Genomic DNA, 21,209 nt, shown 5'->3' with positions numbered 1-21,209 from the left:
CTCCAGGGTGACCCGGAGCGATTGAGAAACTTACCTAATAAATAGCGCCCTTGGGGGAGCACAGATGGGTGAGACTGGTCATCCGGAGCTGGCATGCGGGATCGGCTCCTGGGACAGCGACGTCTACGGTAACCACCGGCTTCTCGTACGTGCCGACACCGCCGACATCCGAGACACCGCGGCCCCGGCTGTCGCCGCCGAACTCCCGTGGCGGCGCCAGGATCCGGACCCCGGGGCGGTGGACGTGATCGTGGTCGGCCCTTCCGGGGAACGCGTGCGCAACACCGTGGCCGTGGAGGTCACCGCCGAGGCGGGGCGCATCGCCTTCGAGCCGGTGGACGGCCCCGGCACCTACGCCGTTCACTACCTCCCGTACGCGCACACGGGCAAGCCCTACTATCCGCAGGCCGCCTACCGGCCGCCGACGCGGACCGCGGACCCCGGCTGGGTGCACCGCTGCGGCCTGCACCACGCCACAGGATGGGAGAAGCTGCCGCGCGCCGAGGCCTTCGGCTACGAGGCGGCAAGCGCGGTCGACTCCTTCGCGCCGCTCGGCTTCGCGGCGACGGAGGACGAGCGCACGCGCCTCCATCAGGCCTACGCGAACGAGCAGTTCCTCCTCTTCGGCGAGGACCGCACCCACCCACTCGGCCGCTACGAACGACTGCCCGCACGCTGGGCGCTGGCCACCCCCTTCGCACCACTGGACGTCATGGCGGACCGCGGGGAGTTCCACGCGGTGCAGGTCGGCGTGTACGCGCTCAAGGAACTGACGGAAGTACGAGCCGAGGTCCGCGGGCTTCCCTTCTCCGTACGGTGTCTCAGCACGGGCGGCATCGACGCACGAGGCCAGGCCTTCGAGCGGCGCGTCGCCATCGGCGCCGGGCGTGCGGGGGCCCTGTGGTTCGGCGTGGAGGTACCCCAGGGCGCTCGACCCGGCCTGTACGACGGGGAGATAGCCGTCAGCGCACCCGGCACCCCCGAGCGCGTACTGCCGCTGCGCCTCACCGTCGGCCAGGACGTCGTCGCCGACGGCGGTGCCGGAGAGCCGTGGCGGCTCGCGCGGCTCGGATGGCTCGACTCGGCGCTCGCACAGGACGACGATCCTGTGGCGCCGTTCACCCCGGTCGAGGCGGCGGCGGAGGACGACGGCCTGCGCCTTTCGATACTCGGCCGCACGATCGAGCTCGGCCAGGACGCGCTCCCCCGGCGGCTCGTCTCCACCTTCACACCGACGGTCACCCGCGTCGACGGACCGCCCCGCGACCTGCTCGCCGCACCTCTCACGCTGGACCTCGGCCGCCCCGTCGAGCGGGGCCCGATCAGCCTTGACCGCCTTGGCCCGGCGCGGGTGCGCTGGTCGGCGCGGGCGGCGGGACAGGACGTACTACTGCGCACAGAGGGCGAGTTGGAGGCGGACGGATTCCTCGTGGTGCGTGCCACCGTCGAGGCCACCGCCGACACCGAACTCGACGTGACGCTGGACGTGCCGGTCCACGAGGAGGTCGCGCGGTACGCGATGGGGCTCGGCCTGACGGGCCGGGCGTGCCCGGCGACGTACGACTGGAGCTGGGACACGCCCACCCGCAACCAGGACGCGTTCTGGCTCGGCGACCCGGCGGCGGGGCTCCAGCTCAGCCTGCGTGACGAGCACTACGCACGGCCGCTCAACACCAACTACTACCGGGAGAAGCCCCTGCGCACACCGCACTCCTGGGCGGGCGACGGGGCGGGCGGGGTACGGCTGCGGACGAGCGAGGGAGTGCGCCGCCTCTCCGCCTTCAGCGGGCCGCTCGCGCTGCGCGCCGGCGAGAGCCGGTGCTTCGAGTTCCGGCTGCTCCTGACCCCGTTCAAGCCGCTCGAACCGGGGCGGCAGCTCTCCGAACGCTACTTCCACGCGTACGCCTCGCCCGCGGAGATCGCGGAGTACGGCGCGAACGTCGCCAATCTGCACCATGCGACGCCACCCAACCCGTACATCAACGACCCGCTCCTGGGCGCCGACGCCCTGCACTCCTACACGGAGGAGGCGCACCGACTGGGGATCCAGGTGAAGGTGTACGACACGGTGCGCGAACTGACGCGCCACACACCGGAGTTGCCGGTCCTCGCATCCCTGGGCGACGAGATCTTCGCGCCGGGGCCCGGGGGCGGGCACGCGTGGCTGCGGGAACATCTGGGCGGCGATTACGTGCCCGGGTGGGTGGCGCCCGACGTGGGGGACGTCGCGGTCGTCACGTCCGGCGACTCGCGGTGGCACAACTCCTATGTGAGCGGGATCGAGCGACTGCGGCGGGTCGTCGGGATCGACGGGCTCTATCTCGACGACGTGGCGTACGACCGGACGACCATGAAGCGGGTCCGCAAGGCCCTGTCCGCTTCCGGCGATGCGCCGCCACTGGTCGATCTGCACTCCTGCAACCAGTTCCGCGAGCCGGACGGATTCGCGTCGAGCGCCAATCTGTACGCGGAGCTCCTTCCGTACGTCGACCGGCTCTGGCTGGGAGAGCTCTTCGACTACGAGGGTTCCGTCGGCTCTGACGGTACGGGCGGCTGTGCCGGGGGTGATCCCGCGTACTGGCTCGTCGAGATCTCGGGCATTCCCTTCGGCCTGATGGGCGAGATGCTGGAAGGAGGCGGAAATCCCTGGCGCGGCCTCGTCTTCGGGATGACGGCGCGGGCGCCCATGACGGATGTACGGCCCTTGTGGCGGGCCTTCGACCGGCTCCGTCTTCCGGAGGCGGAGATGACGGGGTGGTGGGCCACCGGCTCAGCACCGGTGCGGACCGGCCGGGACGACGTCCTTGCCACCACATGGCAGGGCCCCGGAGGAACAGTGACGGCGCTCGCCTCCTGGGCCGGGGAGCCGGTGGACGTCGTCCTCTCCACGGACTCCGGCCCCGTCGCCGCCTGCGCTCCCGCGATCGAGGGCTTCCAGCCGGAGCGGAGGTTCGCCGCGGGCGAGGCGCTGCGGGTGGAGCCCGGGCGAGGGTGGCTGGTGCGGGTCGGGTGACCAGCTGACATTGGCCTCATCGGCCGTCATCGGGTAGGTGGCTGACGAGTCGTCAGCGGGCTATCCCCCGGATCGCAGCTAGGGCTAGCCCCATGTTCCGGGCTGCGGGGTTCCACTAGTTTCATCACCCCCACAGCGATTTCGGGCTACAGCCTGTGTATCCGTCAGTACTCAGAACCCGGGAGCGCCGCGCGGAGGATTCCTGCTGCGTCAGGGTCCAGGGCCCCAGGGCTCGACGGATGCACCGCCGAGCCTGACGGGCTTCCCTGCGAGCTAGGAGATCTCCATGCGTTCGGAGCAAGAGCGGTCGATGACGGCCGAGTTGCTGCGCTTACAGGACGTCCACAAGGTGTACGGGCGGTCGCGCAACAGTGTGGCGGCGCTGTCGGGGGTCTCGCTCGGCTTTCGGCGCCACACCTTCACCGCTGTGATGGGCCCCTCCGGTTCCGGCAAGAGCACCTTCCTGCACTGCGCGGCCCTCCTGGACCGGCCGACGTCCGGCAGCGTCTTCCTGGACGGTCAGGACCTGACGACGATGAACGAGCGCTCTCTGACCAAGCTGCGCAGGAACCGGATCGGGTTCGTCTTCCAGAGCTTCAATCTGCTGCCCGCGCTGAACGTGGTGGACAACGTCACGCTGCCGCTGCGTCTCGCGGGCAAGCGGCCCGACCGCAGGCTGGTGGACGACGTCATCGAACGCACCGGCCTCACGTCCCGCCGCAAGCACCGCCCGGGTGAGCTCTCCGGCGGTCAGCAGCAGCGTGTGGCGATCGCCCGCGCCCTGGTCACCCGCCCGGTCCTGCTGTTCGGAGACGAGCCGACAGGCGCCCTGGACACCGAGACCGCGCTGGAGGTCCTGGGACTGCTGCGCGAGGCGGTGGACAGCGGCGAGCAGACCGCGGTGATCGTGACGCACGACCCGGTGGCCGCATCGCACGCCGACCGCGTGGTCTTCCTCGTGGACGGGCGGGTGAGCGCCGAACTCGAACGGCCCTCGGTCCAGCAGGTGGCCGGGCAGATGACCCGACTCGGCGCATGGGCCCGGAAGCAGCAGCCCGTGGGCGCGGAACGGGTGATCTAGTGCTGCGTCTCGCGCTCAAGACCTTGCGGTACCGCAAGGGCGGGTTCCTCGCGTCGCTGATCGCGCTGTTCGTCGGTGCCGTCGTCGTACAGGGCTGCGGCGGGCTGCTGGAGACCGGCATCCGCGCTGACGTCAAGGCCGAGCGTCTTGCCGCGGCGCCCGTCGTGGTGACCGGGAGTCAGGACTATCCCGGCCACGCGGTCGGCTCCGCGACCGATCCGATGACCGAGCGAGTGTTGTTGGACGAGGACTTGGCGGACGCCGTGGCCAAGGTGCCCGGTGTGTCCGAGGCCGTGCCGGACGTCTCGGTGCCGATCACCGCGCTGGCCGATCGGCCGGTCTCCGCATCCGGGCACGGCTGGTCCAGCGCGTCGCTCTCGCCGTACGAGCTGGTTGCGGGCGGCGAACCGACCGCGTCCGGTGAGGTCGTGGTGGACAGCACCACCGCGAGAAGACTGGGGGTGCGGCCGGGCGAGCGGCTGAAGGCGTCGGTGCGCGGCATCCCGCACGTGTTCCGGGTCAGCGGAATCGCCGAGAGCCGCATCGCCACCCGGTCCGCGCTGCTGTTCTCCGACGGCGAGGCGACCCGGCTGTACGACAGGCCCGGAAAGATCGACGACATCGGGGTACTCGCCGCCCCGGGCACCGACCCGGCGAAGCTCGCCGCCGCGATCGACGACGTCGTCGCGGACCGCGGCGCCCAGGTGCTCCGCGGCGACGATCGGGGAGTCGCCGAGTTCCCCGACGCGATCAGCGGGAAGCAGAACCTGATTCCGGTCGCGGGTGCGTTCGGCGGTCTTTCCACCATGGTCGCGATCTTCGTGGTGGGCAGCACCGTGGGCATGTTGATGCAGCAGCGCCGCAGGGAGATGGCGCTGCTGCGCACGACCGGGGTCACGCCGGGGCAGTTGCGCCGCATGGTGATGGCGGAAACGTTCGTGATCGCGTTGCTGGCGGCCGGCCTGTCGCTCGTACCAGGGCCCGTGTTCGGTCATTTCATGTACGACGTCCTGGTCGGACAGGACTTGATCCCGGGCGAGATGGTCTTCAGCCAGGGGGTCATCCCGAAGCTGGCCGGCTTCGGAGCCACGCTGTTCGCGGCGCTGGCCGCCGCGTTCATCGCCTCCCGCCGGGTGTCGAAGGTCCGACCGACCGAGGCGATGGCCGACGCGACGCTGCAGACCCGCTGGGTCAGCCCCATCCGCATGATCCTGGCGTTCCTTTTCCTGGGCGGTGCGACCGCTCTGGCGATCGTGACGGCGTCGGTGATGACCGGGCCGATCGCGGCGAGCACGGCCGGGCCCGCCGCGATGCTGTGGGCGGTCGGGGTCGCCCTGGTGTCCCCCGGTCTGTGCCGCTGGCTCGCGGTTCTGCTGCGCTGGCCGGTCGGCTGGTTCACCGGCCTTTCGGGGCGCCTCGCGATGCAGAACGCGTCGGTGCGCAAGGTCCGGCTGGCCTCGGCGGTCATCCCCATCATGCTGGCGACCGGTCTCGCCACCGCACTGATCTACCTGCAGACCAGTCAGGACGACGCCAACAGCCGGATGTTCACCGACGGCCTGAAGGCGGACGCCGTGGTCAGCTCGCGGAGCGGTGCTCTTCCGCCGTCGCTCGTGGACACGCTCTCCCGCCTGCCGCAGGTCGCCGGAGCGTCCGCTTCAGCGTCGGGCGAGGCGCGTCTGGAGACCGTCCTCGGTTCGGGGGTCGAGCCGAGCCGGATCGATCTGCAAGGGGTCACGGCGTCGGGCGCGCGGCAGACGATCGGGTACCCGACGGTGCGGGGCGACTACGGGCGCCTGACCGGCGACAGCATCGTGCTGCCCACGGATGTCCTCGACGACAGCGGCAAAGGCATCGGCGACCGGGTGAGGCTGCGCTGGGGCAACGGAGAGGCGAGCACGATGACGGTCGTCGGATCGTTCGCCCCGCCGCGCGGGTTCGCCTACGCGATGGTGCCCGCGACCGAACTGCTGCCCCGCACCACGACCGGCATGCTGCCGCAGATCCTGGTGACGGCGAAGCCGGGGGTGTCGTCGGCGGACCTGAAGACGGCGGTACGGAAGACGGCGAGCGGTGTGTCCGGAGTCGTCGTCGTGGACCGCGCGGAAGCGACCGCGGCCCATGCGCAGAGCGATGAGAGCGGCCGGGTGGCGAGCTTCCTGCTGGCCGCGGTGGTGGTCGGCTATGCGGTGATCGCCCTGATCAACTCGCTGATCGTGGCGACCGCCGAGCGGCGCGGCGAGTTCGCGCTGCAACGCCTGATCGGCTCGACCCGGGGCCAGGTGCTGTGGATGATGTCGGTCGAGGCAGGGGTGACGGCGCTGGTCGGGATCGTGCTCGGCACCGGGATCGCCGCCGGGTCACTGGTCCCCTTCGGGCTTGCCCTGGACGGGTCGGTGCTGCCGAGCGGGCCCGCGTGGATCTACCTGACGATCGTCGGGGCCGCGGTGGCGCTGACGTTCGCGACGATCCTGCTCCCGGCGTCGATCGCGCTGCGGGCGAAACCCGCGGAGGCCGCCGTTGCTCCATGACTCCGGTCATGGACGGTCGACCCGGGTGACCACGGCCGACGGGAAGGCCTTGGCCGACCGGGCCTCCGCCGGGGAGGTCTCCCGGCGGAGGCCGGCCCGGCGATGTCGGGCACACGCCTTTCGGGCCGTGCCCCGGTTACTTGCCCATCACCAGGCCGTCCTTCCCCGCGCCCCGGCTCAGGACGACGCGGCGGATCCGGTCGCGGATGTCTGCGACGTCCGCGCCACGGGCCAGCGCCGCGTTCAGGTTGGTCGCGCGCCCCGTGCCGGTGTTGAACCACTGGGGGATGAACTCGGCCTTCTTGACCTCCCAGCGTCCGCCGGGGGCAGCGGGCGGGGCGAACGTGAAGCGGCCGAGGGTGCCCTGGTTGCCCCGCGGGTCGTTCTCGCCGTCGTGATTGATCATCTCGCCCGCGATCTGGTCGCCCATGCCGTAGATGACCCAGGTCTTGTTGACCTTCTCGTACGCCTGAGGGACGTGCGCGTGGGTGCCCAGGATCAGGTCGATGTCGGCTCGGCCCCGCGTGCGGGACGCCGTGAGCTGCTTGGCGAGGCTCAACTGCCGGCGGTCCGGGGTGTCCTGCCACTCCGTGCCCCAGTGGACGGAGACCACGACCACGTCCGCGCCCGCCTTCCGGGCGGCGCGCGAGTCCGCGACGATCCGGTCGCGCTCCATGAGGTTGACCGTCCAGGGCTTGCCCTTGGGCAGCGGATATCCGTTCGTGCCGTATGTGTACGAGAGCTGGGCCACCTTCGCGCCGCCCGCCCGCAGCCAGGCGGGAGATCTGCCCTCGGCGGCCGTGCGGCCCGAACCCGCGTGCTTGACGCCCGCCTTGTCGAGCGCGCCGAGCGTCCGGCGCACCCCCGCGGCGCCGTCGTCGAGCGTGTGGTTGGAGGCCGTGGAGCAGGCGTCGTAGCCGGTGGCCTTCAGGGCGCGGGCGATCTGGGGCGGCGACTTGAAGCTGGGGTAGCCGGTGTAGTCGCCGTTCGCGCCGTAGACGGTCTCCATGTGACAGATCGCCAGATCGGCCTTGGACACGACGGGTTTGACCCCCTTGAGCATCGGCACGAAGTCGTAGCCGTCGCCGCCCGCGTCGGTGTTGGCCCTGCTGATGATCGAGGAGTGCGGGAGCACGTCCCCGGAGGCGACGAGCGTGAAGGGGCGCGGGGCGTCCTGACCACCGCCTGCCGCCGACGGCGCGGGGGGCGGAGCATCCCGGCCGTCCCCCCGTGCGCCGCCCGGAGGTTTTTCGCTCTGTCTCTTCGGATTCGGCTCCTGCGCGGGCTTTTCATTCGCCGTACAGGCGGCGGTCGCGGCGAGAGCGGCTCCGATCATTACCGCCGCCAGAACAGCTGTTCCCTGTGGTGTGCGCTGCGTCATCGACCAGTCTCCGTGAATGGGGAATATTCGGCGAAATGAATCCACATTCGGACACAAGGTCGAGTCAAGCAGCAATGCCGTCATAGTCCCTGAAAGAGAGTCATATCGTCGGGCCATGTGACACGAAGAACAGAGGCCTCCCCACCTGCGACGAAACCGAGGGCCAAGTCAAGCCTTCGCAAAGTGCCTTGCTCAGGGCACCCTTCGGGTAATCGGCTGTCCTCATCCGTGTTCCGGATTGGGGTGCCAGAGGCCGGCGACGCGCACGGATCGGAGGAAGGCGAGACGGGATGCTGCACGAGAGCCGGGGAAACACGGAGGGCCCAAGCGGAGGCGAACTGGCCGTGCCGATGGCATGGCTGTACGCCGAGTACATCGCGGACGAATTACTGCGCACCGGCGACTTGATGCCACCGGCATCTTTCGAATACCGCGCGGGGCGTGATGCTCTGGCCCTGACTATTTTCCTCTCCGACACGAACAATGAACTGTCGGGCATCCGCGTGGTCTCCCAGTTGGAGACCTGGCTGTCCCTGACGGCGTACGACCAGCCGTGGCAGGACTGGGTCGGCGAGCGCATGGCCGTGCTCTGGGCCGACGCGATCACCTCGGACGAACCGGCGCCCGACCTCGATCTTGCCGACCAGGCGTGGCGGTGGCTGGAGGAGACGGAGCTGCTCGCCCCCGATCTGGACTCGGTGCCGGGCGGCGGTCCTGGCAGCGAGGACGACGGGCCCAAGGTGTGGACCGCGGCATGGCGCCTGGGGCTGCCGCTCGGGCACCTGGCGATCCATCTGTTCTGATGCCACGACTGTTCTGATGCCACGGCAGCGACGTTCTGGCGCCACGTACGAGTGTTCGCGTCCCGTGTCTTGAGTGATTCGTCGGTCCATTGCGTACGGGAGGGCAGGAATCACCCCCTGTCCAACTCGTCACGCAAGGAACGTCATGAGGCCCCTGGAGCGGCATCGCGACGCCGGCGCCTACGCGCTCGGTGTCCTCGACGCGGCGGACACCTTCCGCTTCGACGATCACCTCATGGACTGCCCCACATGCCAGGCCCTGGTGGATGAACTCACCCCGACAGCACAGCAATTGGCAGCCTACGACCGCCTCACGCCACCCCACGTCGAACCGCTGGCCGTGCCGGGACCCGGCCTCGTCGACCGGCTCCTCACCGAGACCGGACGACTGCGCAGGACCGGGCGCAGACGGTGGCTGTGCGCGGTCGCGGCAAGCGTCGTGATCGCCCTCGCGGCCCCCGCCACGGCGGCCCTGAGGGCCCACGGTCCTGACTCGGAACAGATCACCGCCCGCGACGGCCGCACCGGCGTCTCGGCGACCCTCACCGCGCGGGGCCGCGACTGGGGCACGGACATCGGGCTCCGTATCCACGCCCCGTACGGCGCCGGTGTCTGCGAGCTCGTCGCCGTGGGCGACGACGGCTCCGAGCAGACGGTGACGACGTGGAAGGCGCCCGCCGCCACATCCGCGGGCGAGCCCTCCGCCGGTCTGTCGACACGGGGCGGCGCGGCCATGCGCCGCGAGGACATCGCCCGCTACGAGGTGCGCTCGATCCGCGGAGAGCACTTGTTGACCTTGCGCCGACCCTGAATTCAGCTCGGCACAGGCCTACTTCAGCAACCGCGACATCCTCCGGTCCGCCAACGGCTTCCCGCCCGTCTGGCACGTGGGGCAGTACTGCAGCGAGGAGTCACTGAAAGAGACACTGCGGATGGTGTCGCCGCACACGAAGCACGTTTCGCCGGTGCGGCCGTGGACCCGCAGGCCACTCTTCTTCTCCGCCTTGAGGCGGCCCGCCGCCAATCCGCGCGAGCGCTCCACCGCCTCGGTCAGCGTGGCCCGCAACGCCACATACAGCCCATGGACTTCCTCCTTCGTGAGGCTCGACGTGAGCTTGAACGGGGACATGCGGGCCGCGTGCAAGACCTCATCGCTGTACGCGTTCCCGACGCCCGCGATCAGGGTCTGGTCCCTCAACGCGCCCTTGATCTGGCGCCGTTCGCCCGCCAGGAGCCCGGCGAATCGGTCCTCGTCGAAGTCCGGCGTCAGCGGGTCGGGGCCGAGGCGGGCAATGCCCGGGATCTCTGACGGGGCGTCGGTCACGTACACCGCGAGGCGTTTTTGCGTGCCCGCCTCCGTCAGGTCGAAGCCCTCGCCCGTCTCCAGGGCGACACGCAGCGCGAGGGGGCCCTTGCCGGGGCGTGGCGGGCCGTCGGGGAGGCGGTCCTTCCAGTGCAGCCAGCCCGCGCGGGCGAGGTGGGTCACCAGGTGCAGGCCGTCCGCGTCGAGGTCGAGGAACTTGCCGTGGCGCGCCACCGCGGTGACGGTGCGGCCTTCGAGGGCGGCGAGCGGTGGATCGTACGTCTTCAGGACGCTGATCGCCACGGGCAGCACCCGGACGATCTCGTGCCCGACGATGTGGTCGGTGAGGAAGGCACGCAGCGCCTCGACCTCGGGAAGTTCCGGCATCCGCTCACTCCTGACCCTGTTCCGGCCGCACCGTCCGCGCGCCCTGATGCTTGCCTTCCCCCTGCCCCCGGCTTCCCCGCGCGGGCACGATGAACTCGCACCACACGCACTTGCCGCTGCCTCGCGACTCGACACCCCACACGTCCGCCAGCATGTCCACCAGCAACAGCCCCCGCCCCGACACACCCGATTCCCCGGCCTCCCTGCGCCGCGGCAGCGCGCTGGAGGAGTCCTCGACCTCGACGCGCAGACGCCGGTCGGTGCCGCTGATGCCCCGCAGGGTCACGATCGCCGCGCCGTCGGTGTGCATCAGGGCGTTGGTGATCACCTCGTCCGCCACCAGTTCGATCTCGTCGGCGCGCTCCCGGGCGCCCCAGGCCCGTACCGCCGCGCGGATCATGTGCCGGGCACCGGCGAGCGCCTCCGGATCCCCGGGGCCGACGTGCTGCTGGAGGCGTCCGCCGGACCGGGGCGCGTCGATCATGCGGCGGCGCAGGAGCAGCAGCGCCGCGTCGTCCTCTCCGCCCCGCTCGTCGACGATCGAGCAGAGCCGGTCGGCGAGCTCCTGGAGATCGCGCGGCCCCGTGCGGACGAGCTCGCCCAGAGCCCGTATCCCGTCGCCCAGGTCGGCGCCCGGCTCCTCGATGAGGCCGTCGGTGAAGAGCAGCAGGGTCTGGCCCGCGTCGAGCTCGAAGGTGGTGACCGGGTAGTCGAGGCGGCCGAACTCGGCCGAGAGGCCCAGCGGGAGGCCGCCGTCGACGGGCACCCTGCGGCAGCTCCCATCCGCCTGCCGCAGGAGCGGGTCGATGTGCCCTGCCCGTACCAGCTGGACGACCCCCGTCGTCAGGTCGGCCTCCGCGTAGAGGCAGGTGGCGAAGCGGTCGGTGTCCAGCTCGTGCAGGAACCCCGACGCACGGGCCATGACGGTGGCGGGCGGGTGGCCCTCGGCAGCGTAGGCGCGCAGCACGATGCGCAGCTGGCCCATGACGGCCGCCGCATGCGTGTCATGGCCCTGTACGTCGCCGATGACCGCCCCGACACGTCCGCCGGGCAGCGGGATCACGTCGTACCAGTCGCCGCCGATGTCCCGGCCGAGCGCAGCCGAGCGGTAGCGGACCGCGATGTCGGCGCCGGGCACACCGGGGATGGTGCGCGGCAGCATCGCCTGCTGGAGGCCCTGGGCGAGGTCCTTCTCCTGCTCGTAGAACATGGCGCGCTGGAGGCTCTGCGCGATGCCGCTGCTCAGCGCGACCAGGACGTCGCGCTCCTCCTCTGTGAAGCCGGTCTTGTCCTGGTAGAGCAGGCCGAGCACGCCGATCGGCTTGGCCTGCGCGATCAGCGGCAGGTACGCGGCCGATCTGATGCCCAGCTTGTCGATGTGCGGCCACAGCTCCGGGTACGAGGCGGCGAACTCCGCGTCCGTCTCGATGAAGCGCGGCGAGAGCGTGCGCACGGCGTCGCTCATCGGATACCGCTCGTCGATCCGCGTGAACTTGGTGCCCGGCACGAAGCTGCCCACGGGCCCCTCGGCGACAAGCCGGATCCGCCCGGCCTCGACCAGGCCCATGACCAGGTTCGACGCCCCCAGGTGCGCCAGGCCGTGGGTGTCCTTGAGTACGTCGATGACGTCCCGGACGGTGCGGGCGTGCGCGAGGGCCGCCGTGGTGCCCTGCACGATGCTCGTGCGGCGGCGCCGGTCCTCCTCCTCGTCGGCGCGCTGGTGCCGGGCCGTGCTGTCGCCCAGTTCCTGCGTGGCATCGCGGACGACGCCCACGATGCGGTACGGACGGCCCGTCTCGTCACGGTGGATGAACCCCTGGGTATGGGTCCAGCGCAGGCCGCCCTCGCGCAGCCGTACGCGGAAGTAGACGCCGTAGGTCTCGCTGCCGTCCTTGAGAGCGTGCGAGACAAGGGCGTCGAGGCGGTGCGACTCGACCGCGGAGACCCGGACGGCGAGGGTCTCCGGGCGACCGTCGAACTCGTCGGCCCGCATGTCGAAGACGTCCAGTGCCGAGGCATCGAAGTGCAGCAGGCGGCTGTCGAGGTCCCAGTCGAAGCAGCCTGTGCGGTTGAACGCCAGGATCGACCGTGGATCCGCTGGCCAGTCGTCCGGCAGTGACGTGGGCGTCATGACACTTCCTGATTCTTCGCTGTCGGGCGCGAGCGCGCACGCCGGGCGAGGGAGTGCCGGTCGTCGGGGACTGTGGCGAACGGGTGACGGGCGAGGGGTGCGCCCTGGGGCGCCGGGCCGGTTCGGGCGCAAGATGGCACTGTGGAGTGGTTCACCGCAGATCAGTACTGGCTCGGCCGTCTCGTCTTCCAGCGGGCGCTCGCCGCGGTCTACCTCGTCGCGTTCCTGGGCGCGGCGCTGCAGTTCCGTGCGCTGATCGGGGAGCGCGGCATGCTTCCGGTGCCGCGCTACGTCGAGCGCGTGCCGTTCCGTAAAGCACCGAGCCTCTTCCAGCTCCACTACTCGGACCGCTTCTTCGCCCTCGTCGCGTGGACGGGCTGCGCCTGCGCCCTCGCGCTGCTCGCGGGGGCCGACAGCTTCCTCCCCTTGTGGGGCGGCATGCTGCTCTGGCTCGTGCCGTGGGCCCTGTATCTCTCGATCGTGAACGTCGGGCAGAGCTGGTACGGCTTCGGCTGGGAGTCGCTGCTCCTGGAGGTGGGCTTCCTCGCCGTCCTCCTGGGCAACGACGAGACGGCGCCGCCGGTGCTCGTCCTCTTCCTGCTGCGCTGGGTCCTTTTCCGCGTCGAATTCGGGGCCGGTCTTATCAAGATGCGCGGCGACGCGTGCTGGCGCAAGCTCACCTGCCTGGACTTCCACCACGAGACACAGCCGATGCCGGGCCCGCTGAGCTGGTTCTTCCACCATCTGCCGGGGCCCGCCCACCGGGTGGAGGTCGCGGCGAACCACTTCACCCAACTCGTCGTCCCTGTACTGCTCTTCACACCGCAGCCGATCGCGACGGCGGCAGCCTGCGTCATGATCGCCACCCAGCTGTGGCTGGTCCTCTCGGGGAACTTCTCCTGGCTGAACTGGATGACGATCGTGCTCGCGGTGTCCGTCCTGGACTTCGGGGGCACGGGAGCGCCGTCGGACACCCCCGCTCCCCCGCCGCTCTGGTACGAGGTGGTGGTCATCGCGGTGACCGTCCTGCTCCTGGCACTGAGTTACCGGCCCACGCGCAACCTGTTCTCACGACGGCAGATCATGAACTACTCCTTCGACCCGCTCCATCTCGTCAACGCGTACGGCGCGTTCGGCAGCGTCAGCCGCGTACGCCAGGAGGTGGTCATCGAGGGCACGGCGGATGCGACACCCCGTCAGGACTCGGAATGGCGGGAGTACGAGTTCAAGGGGAAGCCGGGTGATGTGCGCCGCTGGCCAAGGCAGTTCGCGCCGTACCATCTGCGGCTCGACTGGATGATGTGGTTCGCCGCGCTCTCCCCCGCGTACGCGAGGCCGTGGTTCGGCCCGCTGATCGAGCGGCTCCTGGACGGCGACCGGGACACCTTGCGGCTCCTTCGCCACGTCCCGTTCCCGCCGGACGCGCCTCCCGCGTACATCCGCGCCCGCCTGTACCGCTACCGCTACACGACCTGGCGCGAGCTGCGCGAGACGGGCGCCTGCTGGGAGCGGACGTACGTGCGGGAGTTCCTGCCGCCGACACGGGTCGGGTCGGTGGCTCAGAGGCGGTAGACGCGGGTGGCGGTCCCTGCGAAGAGGGCGGCGCGTTCACTGTCACTGAGCGAGTCGGTCAACTCCCTTGCCAAGTCGACGACTTCGCCGTACGCCGCCGCCAGGGTGCAGACGGGCCAGTCGGAGCCGAACATCAGCCGGTCAGGGCCGAAGGCGTCAAGGACAGTGTCCGCGTACGGGCGCAGGTCGTCGACCGTCCAGGTCTTGGGGTCCGCCTCGGTGACCAGACCGGAGAGCTTGCAGACGGTGTTGGGGAGCTCGGCGAGCGAGCGGACGGCGGTGGCCCAGGGTTCGAGAGCTCCGGATGCGATGGGCGGCTTGCCCAAGTGGTCCAGGACGAAGGTGAGTTCGGGGTGCTCCTGGGCGGCTTTGACGCAGGCCGAGAGCTGATGGGGCAGCACGACGAGGTCGTAGGCGAGACCCACAGCCCCGACCGCGGCCAGGCCACGACGCACGTCGGGCCGCAGCAGCCACTGCGGGTCGGCCTCGCCCTGTACCTGGTGCCGGATGCCTACCAGGTACTGCCTGCCGGGGAGTTGGCACAGCTCCGCGAGCGCGTCGGCGACATCGGGCCGGGTGAGGTCGGTCCATCCCACGACGCCCGCCACGAGGTCGCTGTCCGCCGCCGCGAGGGCAAGCAGCTCGGGGGTCTCATCGGCGACGGTGACCGTCTGGACGACCACGGTCGCGACGACACCGGCCGCGCGGACCTCGGGCAGAAGGTCGGCGAGGGAGAAGTTCCGGCGGATCGGAGCGAGCGCCTCGCCGGTGATCCATTCCTGGTCGCGCACGGAGAGGTCCCATACATGATGATGGGAGTCGATCCTCCACGGCACGTCACTCATCACAGCTCCCATACGACGGGCACTCCCGCGTCCGCGCCATCGGCCGAGTAGTCGTGGACGACGTCGAGCAGCTCGGCCATCCGCGCCTGCCAGGCGATGTTGACCGGCAGCTTGTCCAGCTCGGCGAGCATACGCGCGTAGTCCTCGCACTCCAGGACGTGGAAGAGGTCGGTGCCGCTGCGCCAGATCGTCCAGGAGGTGGCGCCCGCCGCGCGAATGGCGGTGGTGAGCTCGGCGGGCACCTCGCGGTGCGCGGCGTCGTACTCGGCGATGCGGTCGGCGCGGACCTTGGTGTGCAGGGCGATTCTCACGCGGGAACATCCTCTCCGGGAACGGGTACGTGCGCGGGCAGCAGCCCTTCGGCGCGGGCTTCCGTCCAGAAGTCGTCAGGGACGGTGGCCGCGAACTGCTGTGCCGCGTCACGGACCTCGTACGGCGAGCGGGCGCCGACGAGGACGGTGGCCACCGCCGGGTGGGCCAGGGGGAAGGCCAGGGCTGCCGCGCGCAAGGTGGTGCCGTGCCGCTCCGCCATCGCCTTCAGGTGGCGGGCGCGGTCCAGGAGCGCGCCGGGTGCGGTCGTGTAGTCGTAGGTCGCACCGGGTCTCGGGTCGGCGAGCAGACCCGAGTTGAAGACGCCGCCGATCACCACCGCCCTGCCGCGTTCCTGTGCCGCCGGGAGCAGGTCGGTCAGGGCGCTCTGGTCCAGGAGCGTGTAGCGGCCCGCGCACAGCACGGCGTCGACGTCCGTGTCCCGGACGAAGCGGGTGAGCATCGCCGTCTGGTTCATGCCCGCGCCTATCGCGCCGACGACACCTTCGGAGCGCAGCCGCTCAAGAGCCGGATATCCCTCCCGGAAGGCCTGCTCCGCGTGGTCGTCGGGGTCGTGGAGGTAGACGATGTCGACGCGGTCGAGGCCCAGGCGGGTCAGGCTCGCCTCCAGGGAGCGGCGGATGCCGTCCGCGCTGAAGTCCCAGACGCGGCGGTGCGTCGCGGGCACGGCGAAGCCGTGGGCGAGGTCGTCGTCACCCACGGACTTCTCCACCGCTTCGAGGGGGCGCTCTTCGAGGAGCCGGCCCGCCTTGGTCGAGAGTGCGTACGTCTCCCGGGGGCGCGCCCGCAGCGCCCGGCCCAGCCTGCGCTCGGACAGGCCGATGCCGTAGTGCGGTGCCGTGTCGAAGTAGCGGATGCCCTCGTCCCATGCCGCGTCGAGCGCCTCGGCCGCCTCCTCGTCGGTGATCGGCGTGTAGAGGTTGCCGAGTCCTGCGGCGCCGAAGGACAGCTCGGTCACCTCGACGCCGCCCGGTCCCAGGGTGCGCCGGGCCATGCCGCTCACCGGCCCGCCGGCCGCAGCCGCAGGCCCTGCATTCCGCCGTCCACGGCGAGCGCGGTGCCGGTGGTGGCGCCGGAGAGGGGGCTGGCCAAGTAGGCGATGGCGCCCGCGACCTCGTCGGCGGAGACGAGGCGTCCTGTCGGCTGGCGGGCGGCGAGCGCGGCACGTTCGGCCGCCGGGTCGGGCGCGGCGTCCAGGAGACGGCCGACCCACGGCGTGTCCACGGTGCCGGGGTTGACGCAGTTGACGCGCACCCCCTCGCGTACGTGGTCCGCGGCCATGGCGAGCGTGAGGGAGAGCACCGCGCCCTTCGACGCCGAGTACAGGGCGCGCTGCGGCAGGCCCGCGGTCGCGGCGATCGAGCAGGTGTTGACGATCGCCGCGTGGGTGGAGACGCGCAGGTGCGGCAGGGCGGCGCGGGTGGTGCGCACGATGCCGAGGACGTTCACGTCGAGCACCTTGTGCCACTGGTCGTCGTCGTTGTCCTCGACGGTGCCCTGCGCGCCGATCCCCGCGTTGTTGATCAGTACGTCGAGTCCGCCGAGGTCGGCCACGGCGGCGGCGACGGCTTCGCGCACCGATGCGTCGTCCGAGACGTCGGCGCGGTAGCCGGTGAGCGGCTTCTCCACGCCGTCCGGGTCCAGGTCGAGCACCGCCACCTGGGCGCCGCGCGCGGCGAGCAGTTCGGCCGTGGCCCGCCCGATGCCGGAGGCTCCGCCGGTGACCAGGGCCTTCAGGCCCTCGAAGTCCTGGACGTCAGTCATGCGGCTGCTCCTTTGCCGTGTGCGAGGTTGCCTTGTGCGGGGTTGCCATGGGCGAGGTCGGCGGCCCAGAAGGCGCCGTCCGGGTAGGTGAACTCGGCGAGCGACTCGGCCCGCATGGTGGCGGAGAAGCCCGGCGCGGTGGGCGCCATGTAGTGGCCCTCGCGCAGTACGACCGGGTCGATGAAGTGGTCGTGGAGGTGGTCGACGTACTCGATGACGCGGTTCTCGGTGGTCCCGGCGAGCGCCACGTAGTCGAACATCGACAGATGCTGGACGAGTTCGCACAGGCCCACGCCACCCGCGTGCGGGCAGACCGGGACGCCGAACTTGGCCGCGAGCAGCAGGATCGCCAGGTTTTCGTTCACTCCGCCGACGCGGGCCGCGTCGATCTGCAGGACGTCGATCGCGTCCGCCTGGAGGAGCTGCTTGAAGACGATGCGGTTCTGTACGTGCTCGCCGGTGGCGACCTTGACCGGGGCTACGGCCTTGCGGATCGCCGCGTGGCCGAGGACGTCGTCGGGGCTTGTGGGCTCCTCGACCCAGTACGGGTCGAACTCGGCCAGGGCGCGCGTCCATTGGACGGCTTCGTCGACGTTCCAGCGCTGGTTGGCGTCGATCGCCATCCGGATGCCGGGTCCGATCGCCTCACGGGCGGTACGGCAGCGGCGTACGTCGTCCGCGAGGTCCGCACCGACCTTCAGCTTGATCTGGGTGAAGCCGTCCGCCACGGCCTGGCGGGCGAGGCGGGTCAGCTTCTCGTCGCTGTAGCCGAGCCAGCCGGGCGAGGTCGTGTAGCCGGGGAAGCCCCGCTCCCGCAGCAGGGCTTCACGCTCGACGGCTCCTCTGCGCCCCGACTGGAGTATTTCCAGGGCCTCTTGAGGGGCGAGGGCGTCCGCGATGTAGCGGAAGTCGATCTGGGAGACCAGCCACTGGGGCTCGGCGTCGGCCAGGAACCGCCACAGCGGCTTGCGCGCGCGCTTGGCCGCCAGGTCCCACAGCGCGTTGACCACGGCCCCGATGGCCATGTGCATCACGCCCTTCTCGGGCCCGAGCCAGCGCAGCTGGCTGTCCCCGATCAGGTCGCGGTTCAACGTCCCCGGATCGGCGCAGAGTTCATCGACGGACCGGCCGAGCACGTGGTGGCGCAGCGACTGGATCGCGGCGACCTGGACGTCGTTGCCGCGCCCGATGGTGAAGGTGAAGCCGTGCCCCTCCAGGCCGTCGTCCGCGTCGGTACGAAGGACCACGTAGGCGGCGGAGTAGTCGGGGTCCGGGTTCATCGCGTCGGATCCGTCCAGCTCCCGTGAGGTCGGGAACCGTACGTCATAAGTGTCGACCGCGGTGATGCGGGCTGAGGTCGGGGACACGGGAGGCCTTTCCGGAAAGGGGCAAGGAGGCGGGGAACCCGGAGCGGGGTCAGTCCTGTGCGCGGCCGGTGGTGACGCGCGCGATCATCAGGGCGACCAGGATGATTCCGCCGTAGATGGCCTGGATCCAGAAGGACGGCACCTGGGCGAGAGTGAGCAGGTTCTGTACGACCCCGAGCAGCAGGACGCCGGTGAGGGCGCCGAACATGGTGCCCTTGCCGCCGTCGAGACTGATGCCGCCGATGACCGCGGCCGCGAACACGGTGAAGATCATGTTCTGGCCCTGGTTGGCGTTGATGGCGCCGACGTACCCCGTCTGCATGAGTCCGCCGACCGCGGCGAGTACACCGGCGACGACGAACACGCCGAGCATCACGCGCTCGACGCGGATACCGGCGGCGCGTGCCGCGTCCGGGTTGCCGCCGATCGCGTACAGGGCGCGCCCCACGCGGTGGTACTTGAGGACGAAGCCCGCGATGCCGAAGGAGACCGCGGCCAGCCACACCGAGAGCGGGATGGTCAGGAACGTCGAGGTGGCGAGGGTGTAGAAGGCGTCGGGCATGCCGAAGAGTGTCTTGCCCTCCGTCGCGCCGACGAGCAGTCCGCGCAGCACGATGAGCATGGCGAGCGTGACGATGAACGCGTTGAGCTTGAGCTTCACGACGAGGATGCCGTTGAAGGCGCCGATGACCGCGCCGACGACGAGGATCGCGAGCAGCGCCACCACGGCGGGCATCTCGGTGCCGAATCCGGCCTGTGCGGCGGGCAGTACGAGCAGCGCGCCGACGGCGGGCGCGATGCCGACGACCGATTCGAGGGACAGGTCGAACTTGCCCGTGATGAGGACGAGGGACTCGGCGAGCACGACCATCGCCAGGGCGGCGGAGGCGCCGAGGATGGAGATGAGGTTGCGCTCGGTGAGGAACGAGTCGTTGACCAGGGTGCCGAGCAGCATCAGGAGCAACAGGGCTGGTACGAGCGCTAGTTCGCGAGCCCGGCGGAGAACTATGCTCTTCGCTGCGCGGCCTTCGGTGGTGCGCGTCGGTGCGGGGGCAGCCTGCGCGGCCGGGGCCTTGATGTCAGCCATGCTGGTCTCCTTGTGTTTTGGCTGCGGGCCCCTTGTGGCTGGTCGCGCCGTTCCCCGCGCCCCTTTCGGGGCTCGTCTCGCCCACGCCCTCGATCGAAGCGATCAGGTCGTGGTCGGTGAAACCCGCCGCGTGCTCGGCGACGACCCGGCCGTGGAAGAGGACCAGGACGCGGTCGCAGCGCCGCAGGTCGTCGAGCTCGTCGGAGACGACGAGGACGGCGGTGCCGTCCTCGCGGGCGTTGTCCATGCGGGCGAGCAGTGACTCCTTGGACTTCACGTCGACGCCCGCGGTGGGGTTGATGAGGACGAGGAGTCGCGGGTCGGAGGCGAGCGCTCGCGCCATGACGACCTTCTGGGCGTTGCCGCCGGAGAGGTCGGACACGGGCTGGTCGGGCCCCTCGGCATGGATGTCGAGGCGGTCGATGAGCTCCTCGGCGAAGCCGCGCTTGCGTTCGGTGCCGACGAAGCCGTATTTGCCGAGCCGGTCGAGCACGGTCATGGTGGCGTTGTCGCCGATCGTCATCCCGAAGACCAGGCCCTGGTCGTGCCGGTCGCGCGGGACGCAGCCGACACCGGCCCGCAGAGCCGCGGTCACATCCCCGAACGGCAGTTCCTTGCCGTCGAGTTCGGCGCTGCCACCTACAGGCGTGTGAAGGCCCGCGATGGTCTCGGCGAGGTTGATCTTGCCGCTGCCGCTGGATCCGGCGAGGCCGACGACCTCGCCCTTGCGGACGGTCAGGTCGATGTCCGTGTACGACTCGCTGGTGAGGCCTTTGACGTCGAGCATCACCGGGGCGTCGGCGGGAACCTCGGTCCGTACGACGGATTCCTCGGCGGCGGCCTGATCCCTCAGGGCCGCCTCGCCCGCCATGGCCTCGACGAGTGCGGCGCGGGGCAGTTCGACGACGGGGGCGGTGGTGATCCAGCGGGCGTCGCGCAGGACGGTGACGGTCTGGCACACCTCGTACACCTCTTGGAGGTGGTGCGAGATGAAGAGGAAGGTGACGCCGGACTCCTGGAGCGCCCGCATGCGGGTGAAGAGCCGCTCGATCTCACGGTTGTCGAGCTGCGCGGTGGGCTCGTCCAGGACGATGAACCGCGCTCCGAAGCTCAACGCCCGCGCGATCTCCACCATTTGGCGGTCCTCGACCTTGAGGTCGGCGGTACGCGCTTCCGGGTCGACGCGCACGTCCCAGGTGTCGAGCACCTGCGCGGCCTGGGTGCGCAGCTTGCGCCAGCTGATGAAGCCGCCGCGCCCTTCGGGCTGCCGGTTGATGAAGAGGTTCTCGGCGACGGTGAGGTCGGGCACCACGGTGGGTTTCTGGTAGACGCAGGCCACCTTGCGGCGCCAGGCATCGCGGTCGCTGAGCGGCGGTGCGGGCTCGCCGTCGAAGAGGACGGTGCCCGCGTCCGGGGCCTGGAGTCCGGTGAGGATGGTGACGAGGGTGGACTTGCCCGCGCCGTTGCGGCCGACGAGGGCGTGGGACTCACCGGGCAGGACGGTCAGCTGTCCGTCCTGCAGTGCGACGGTGGGTCCGTACCGCTTGGCTATGCCGGTGGCTTCGACGAGCGCAGTCGGCGCCGTCGGCTCCGGCGCGGGGGGCTTGGTCATCG

The 21,209-nt window shown here is 70.6% G+C and carries 16 protein-coding genes; 6 read left to right on the top strand and 10 right to left on the bottom strand.

The genetic code is table 11. From position 1 onward, the window contains the following. Nucleotides 1-64: 64 nt before the first annotated feature. The 3 genes from ACWFRJ_RS40630 (at nucleotide 65) to ACWFRJ_RS40620 (ending at nucleotide 6,625) form a co-directional block, all read left to right on the top strand. Complete coding sequence (locus tag ACWFRJ_RS40630) at nucleotides 65-3,013, top strand: glycoside hydrolase domain-containing protein (RefSeq protein WP_453543360.1); 2,949 nt, start codon at nucleotides 65-67, stop codon at nucleotides 3,011-3,013. A gap of 286 nt (nucleotides 3,014-3,299) precedes the next feature. Next, entirely contained in the window at nucleotides 3,300-4,094 is a 795-nt protein-coding gene (locus ACWFRJ_RS40625; protein WP_453543357.1) for an ABC transporter ATP-binding protein, read from the top strand. Continuing rightward, nucleotides 4,094-6,625, top strand: a complete 2,532-nt coding sequence (locus ACWFRJ_RS40620; protein WP_453543354.1) for an FtsX-like permease family protein — start codon at nucleotides 4,094-4,096, stop codon at nucleotides 6,623-6,625. Before ACWFRJ_RS40625 ends, ACWFRJ_RS40620 begins: the two co-directional genes overlap by 1 nt. 136 nt (nucleotides 6,626-6,761) lie before the next feature. Here ACWFRJ_RS40620 and ACWFRJ_RS40615 read toward each other — a convergent pair whose 3' ends face one another. Then, nucleotides 6,762-8,006: a CapA family protein gene (locus ACWFRJ_RS40615; RefSeq protein ID WP_453543351.1), complete on the bottom strand. Its 1,245-nt coding sequence runs from the start codon at nucleotides 8,004-8,006 to the stop codon at nucleotides 6,762-6,764. Nucleotides 8,007-8,296: 290 nt separating this feature from the next. Between ACWFRJ_RS40615 and ACWFRJ_RS40610 the strand changes: the two genes are divergently transcribed. Beyond that, nucleotides 8,297-8,809, top strand: a complete 513-nt coding sequence (locus tag ACWFRJ_RS40610) for a hypothetical protein (protein WP_453543348.1) — start codon at nucleotides 8,297-8,299, stop codon at nucleotides 8,807-8,809. Nucleotides 8,810-8,954: 145 nt separating this feature from the next. Then, nucleotides 8,955-9,620: a zf-HC2 domain-containing protein gene (locus tag ACWFRJ_RS40605; protein ID WP_453543345.1), complete on the top strand. Its 666-nt coding sequence runs from the start codon at nucleotides 8,955-8,957 to the stop codon at nucleotides 9,618-9,620. Between the two features lie 18 nt (nucleotides 9,621-9,638). On the opposite strand, the gene ACWFRJ_RS40600 is transcribed toward ACWFRJ_RS40605, so the two are convergent. Together ACWFRJ_RS40600 and ACWFRJ_RS40595 are read right to left on the bottom strand one after the other, a co-directional pair. Beyond that, entirely contained in the window at nucleotides 9,639-10,499 is an 861-nt protein-coding gene (locus tag ACWFRJ_RS40600) for an Fpg/Nei family DNA glycosylase (RefSeq protein ID WP_453543342.1), read from the bottom strand. Between the two features lie 4 nt (nucleotides 10,500-10,503). Further along, on the bottom strand, nucleotides 10,504-12,630 hold the full coding sequence (locus tag ACWFRJ_RS40595; protein WP_453543339.1) for a SpoIIE family protein phosphatase: 2,127 nt from the start codon (nucleotides 12,628-12,630) through the stop codon (nucleotides 10,504-10,506). 141 nt (nucleotides 12,631-12,771) lie between these two features. Between ACWFRJ_RS40595 and ACWFRJ_RS40590 the strand changes: the two genes are divergently transcribed. After that, nucleotides 12,772-14,202 (top strand): lipase maturation factor family protein, encoded by a 1,431-nt coding sequence (locus ACWFRJ_RS40590; RefSeq protein ID WP_453543336.1) that lies wholly within the window; start codon nucleotides 12,772-12,774, stop codon nucleotides 14,200-14,202. Here ACWFRJ_RS40590 and ACWFRJ_RS40585 read toward each other — a convergent pair. The 7 genes from ACWFRJ_RS40585 to ACWFRJ_RS40555 are packed head-to-tail and all read right to left on the bottom strand — an operon-like array spanning nucleotide 14,190 to nucleotide 21,207. Continuing rightward, the gene (locus tag ACWFRJ_RS40585; protein ID WP_453543333.1) at nucleotides 14,190-15,047 is read right to left on the bottom strand and encodes an amidohydrolase family protein; all 858 of its coding nucleotides are present in this window, start codon (nucleotides 15,045-15,047) and stop codon (nucleotides 14,190-14,192) included. The two genes, ACWFRJ_RS40590 and ACWFRJ_RS40585, sit on opposite strands and share 13 nt — an antisense overlap. Further along, nucleotides 15,047-15,358 carry an L-rhamnose mutarotase gene (locus ACWFRJ_RS40580; RefSeq protein WP_453543330.1) on the bottom strand — a complete coding sequence of 104 codons (312 nt, stop codon included), beginning with the start codon at nucleotides 15,356-15,358 and terminating at the stop codon, nucleotides 15,047-15,049. The genes ACWFRJ_RS40585 and ACWFRJ_RS40580 overlap by 1 nt, the downstream gene beginning before the upstream one ends. Then, entirely contained in the window at nucleotides 15,355-16,371 is a 1,017-nt protein-coding gene (locus ACWFRJ_RS40575) for an aldo/keto reductase (RefSeq protein WP_453543327.1), read from the bottom strand. Before ACWFRJ_RS40575 ends, ACWFRJ_RS40580 begins: the two co-directional genes overlap by 4 nt. A gap of 5 nt (nucleotides 16,372-16,376) precedes the next feature. Beyond that, nucleotides 16,377-17,141, bottom strand: a complete 765-nt coding sequence (locus tag ACWFRJ_RS40570) for an SDR family NAD(P)-dependent oxidoreductase (protein ID WP_453543324.1) — start codon at nucleotides 17,139-17,141, stop codon at nucleotides 16,377-16,379. Continuing rightward, the gene (locus ACWFRJ_RS40565) at nucleotides 17,138-18,508 is read right to left on the bottom strand and encodes an L-fuconate dehydratase (protein WP_453543322.1); all 1,371 of its coding nucleotides are present in this window, start codon (nucleotides 18,506-18,508) and stop codon (nucleotides 17,138-17,140) included. Before ACWFRJ_RS40565 ends, ACWFRJ_RS40570 begins: the two co-directional genes overlap by 4 nt. A 49-nt stretch (nucleotides 18,509-18,557) precedes the next feature. Continuing rightward, a complete protein-coding gene (locus ACWFRJ_RS40560; protein WP_453543319.1) occupies nucleotides 18,558-19,595 on the bottom strand; it encodes an ABC transporter permease in 1,038 nt (345 codons plus the stop codon). Further along, complete coding sequence (locus tag ACWFRJ_RS40555; protein ID WP_453543316.1) at nucleotides 19,588-21,207, bottom strand: sugar ABC transporter ATP-binding protein; 1,620 nt, start codon at nucleotides 21,205-21,207, stop codon at nucleotides 19,588-19,590. The genes ACWFRJ_RS40560 and ACWFRJ_RS40555 overlap by 8 nt, the downstream gene beginning before the upstream one ends. Between the last annotated feature and the right edge of the window lie 2 nt (nucleotides 21,208-21,209).

The organism is Streptomyces sp. NPDC055239 (assembly GCF_053606205.1).
This window is presented reverse-complemented; position numbering and strand designations above follow the sequence as displayed.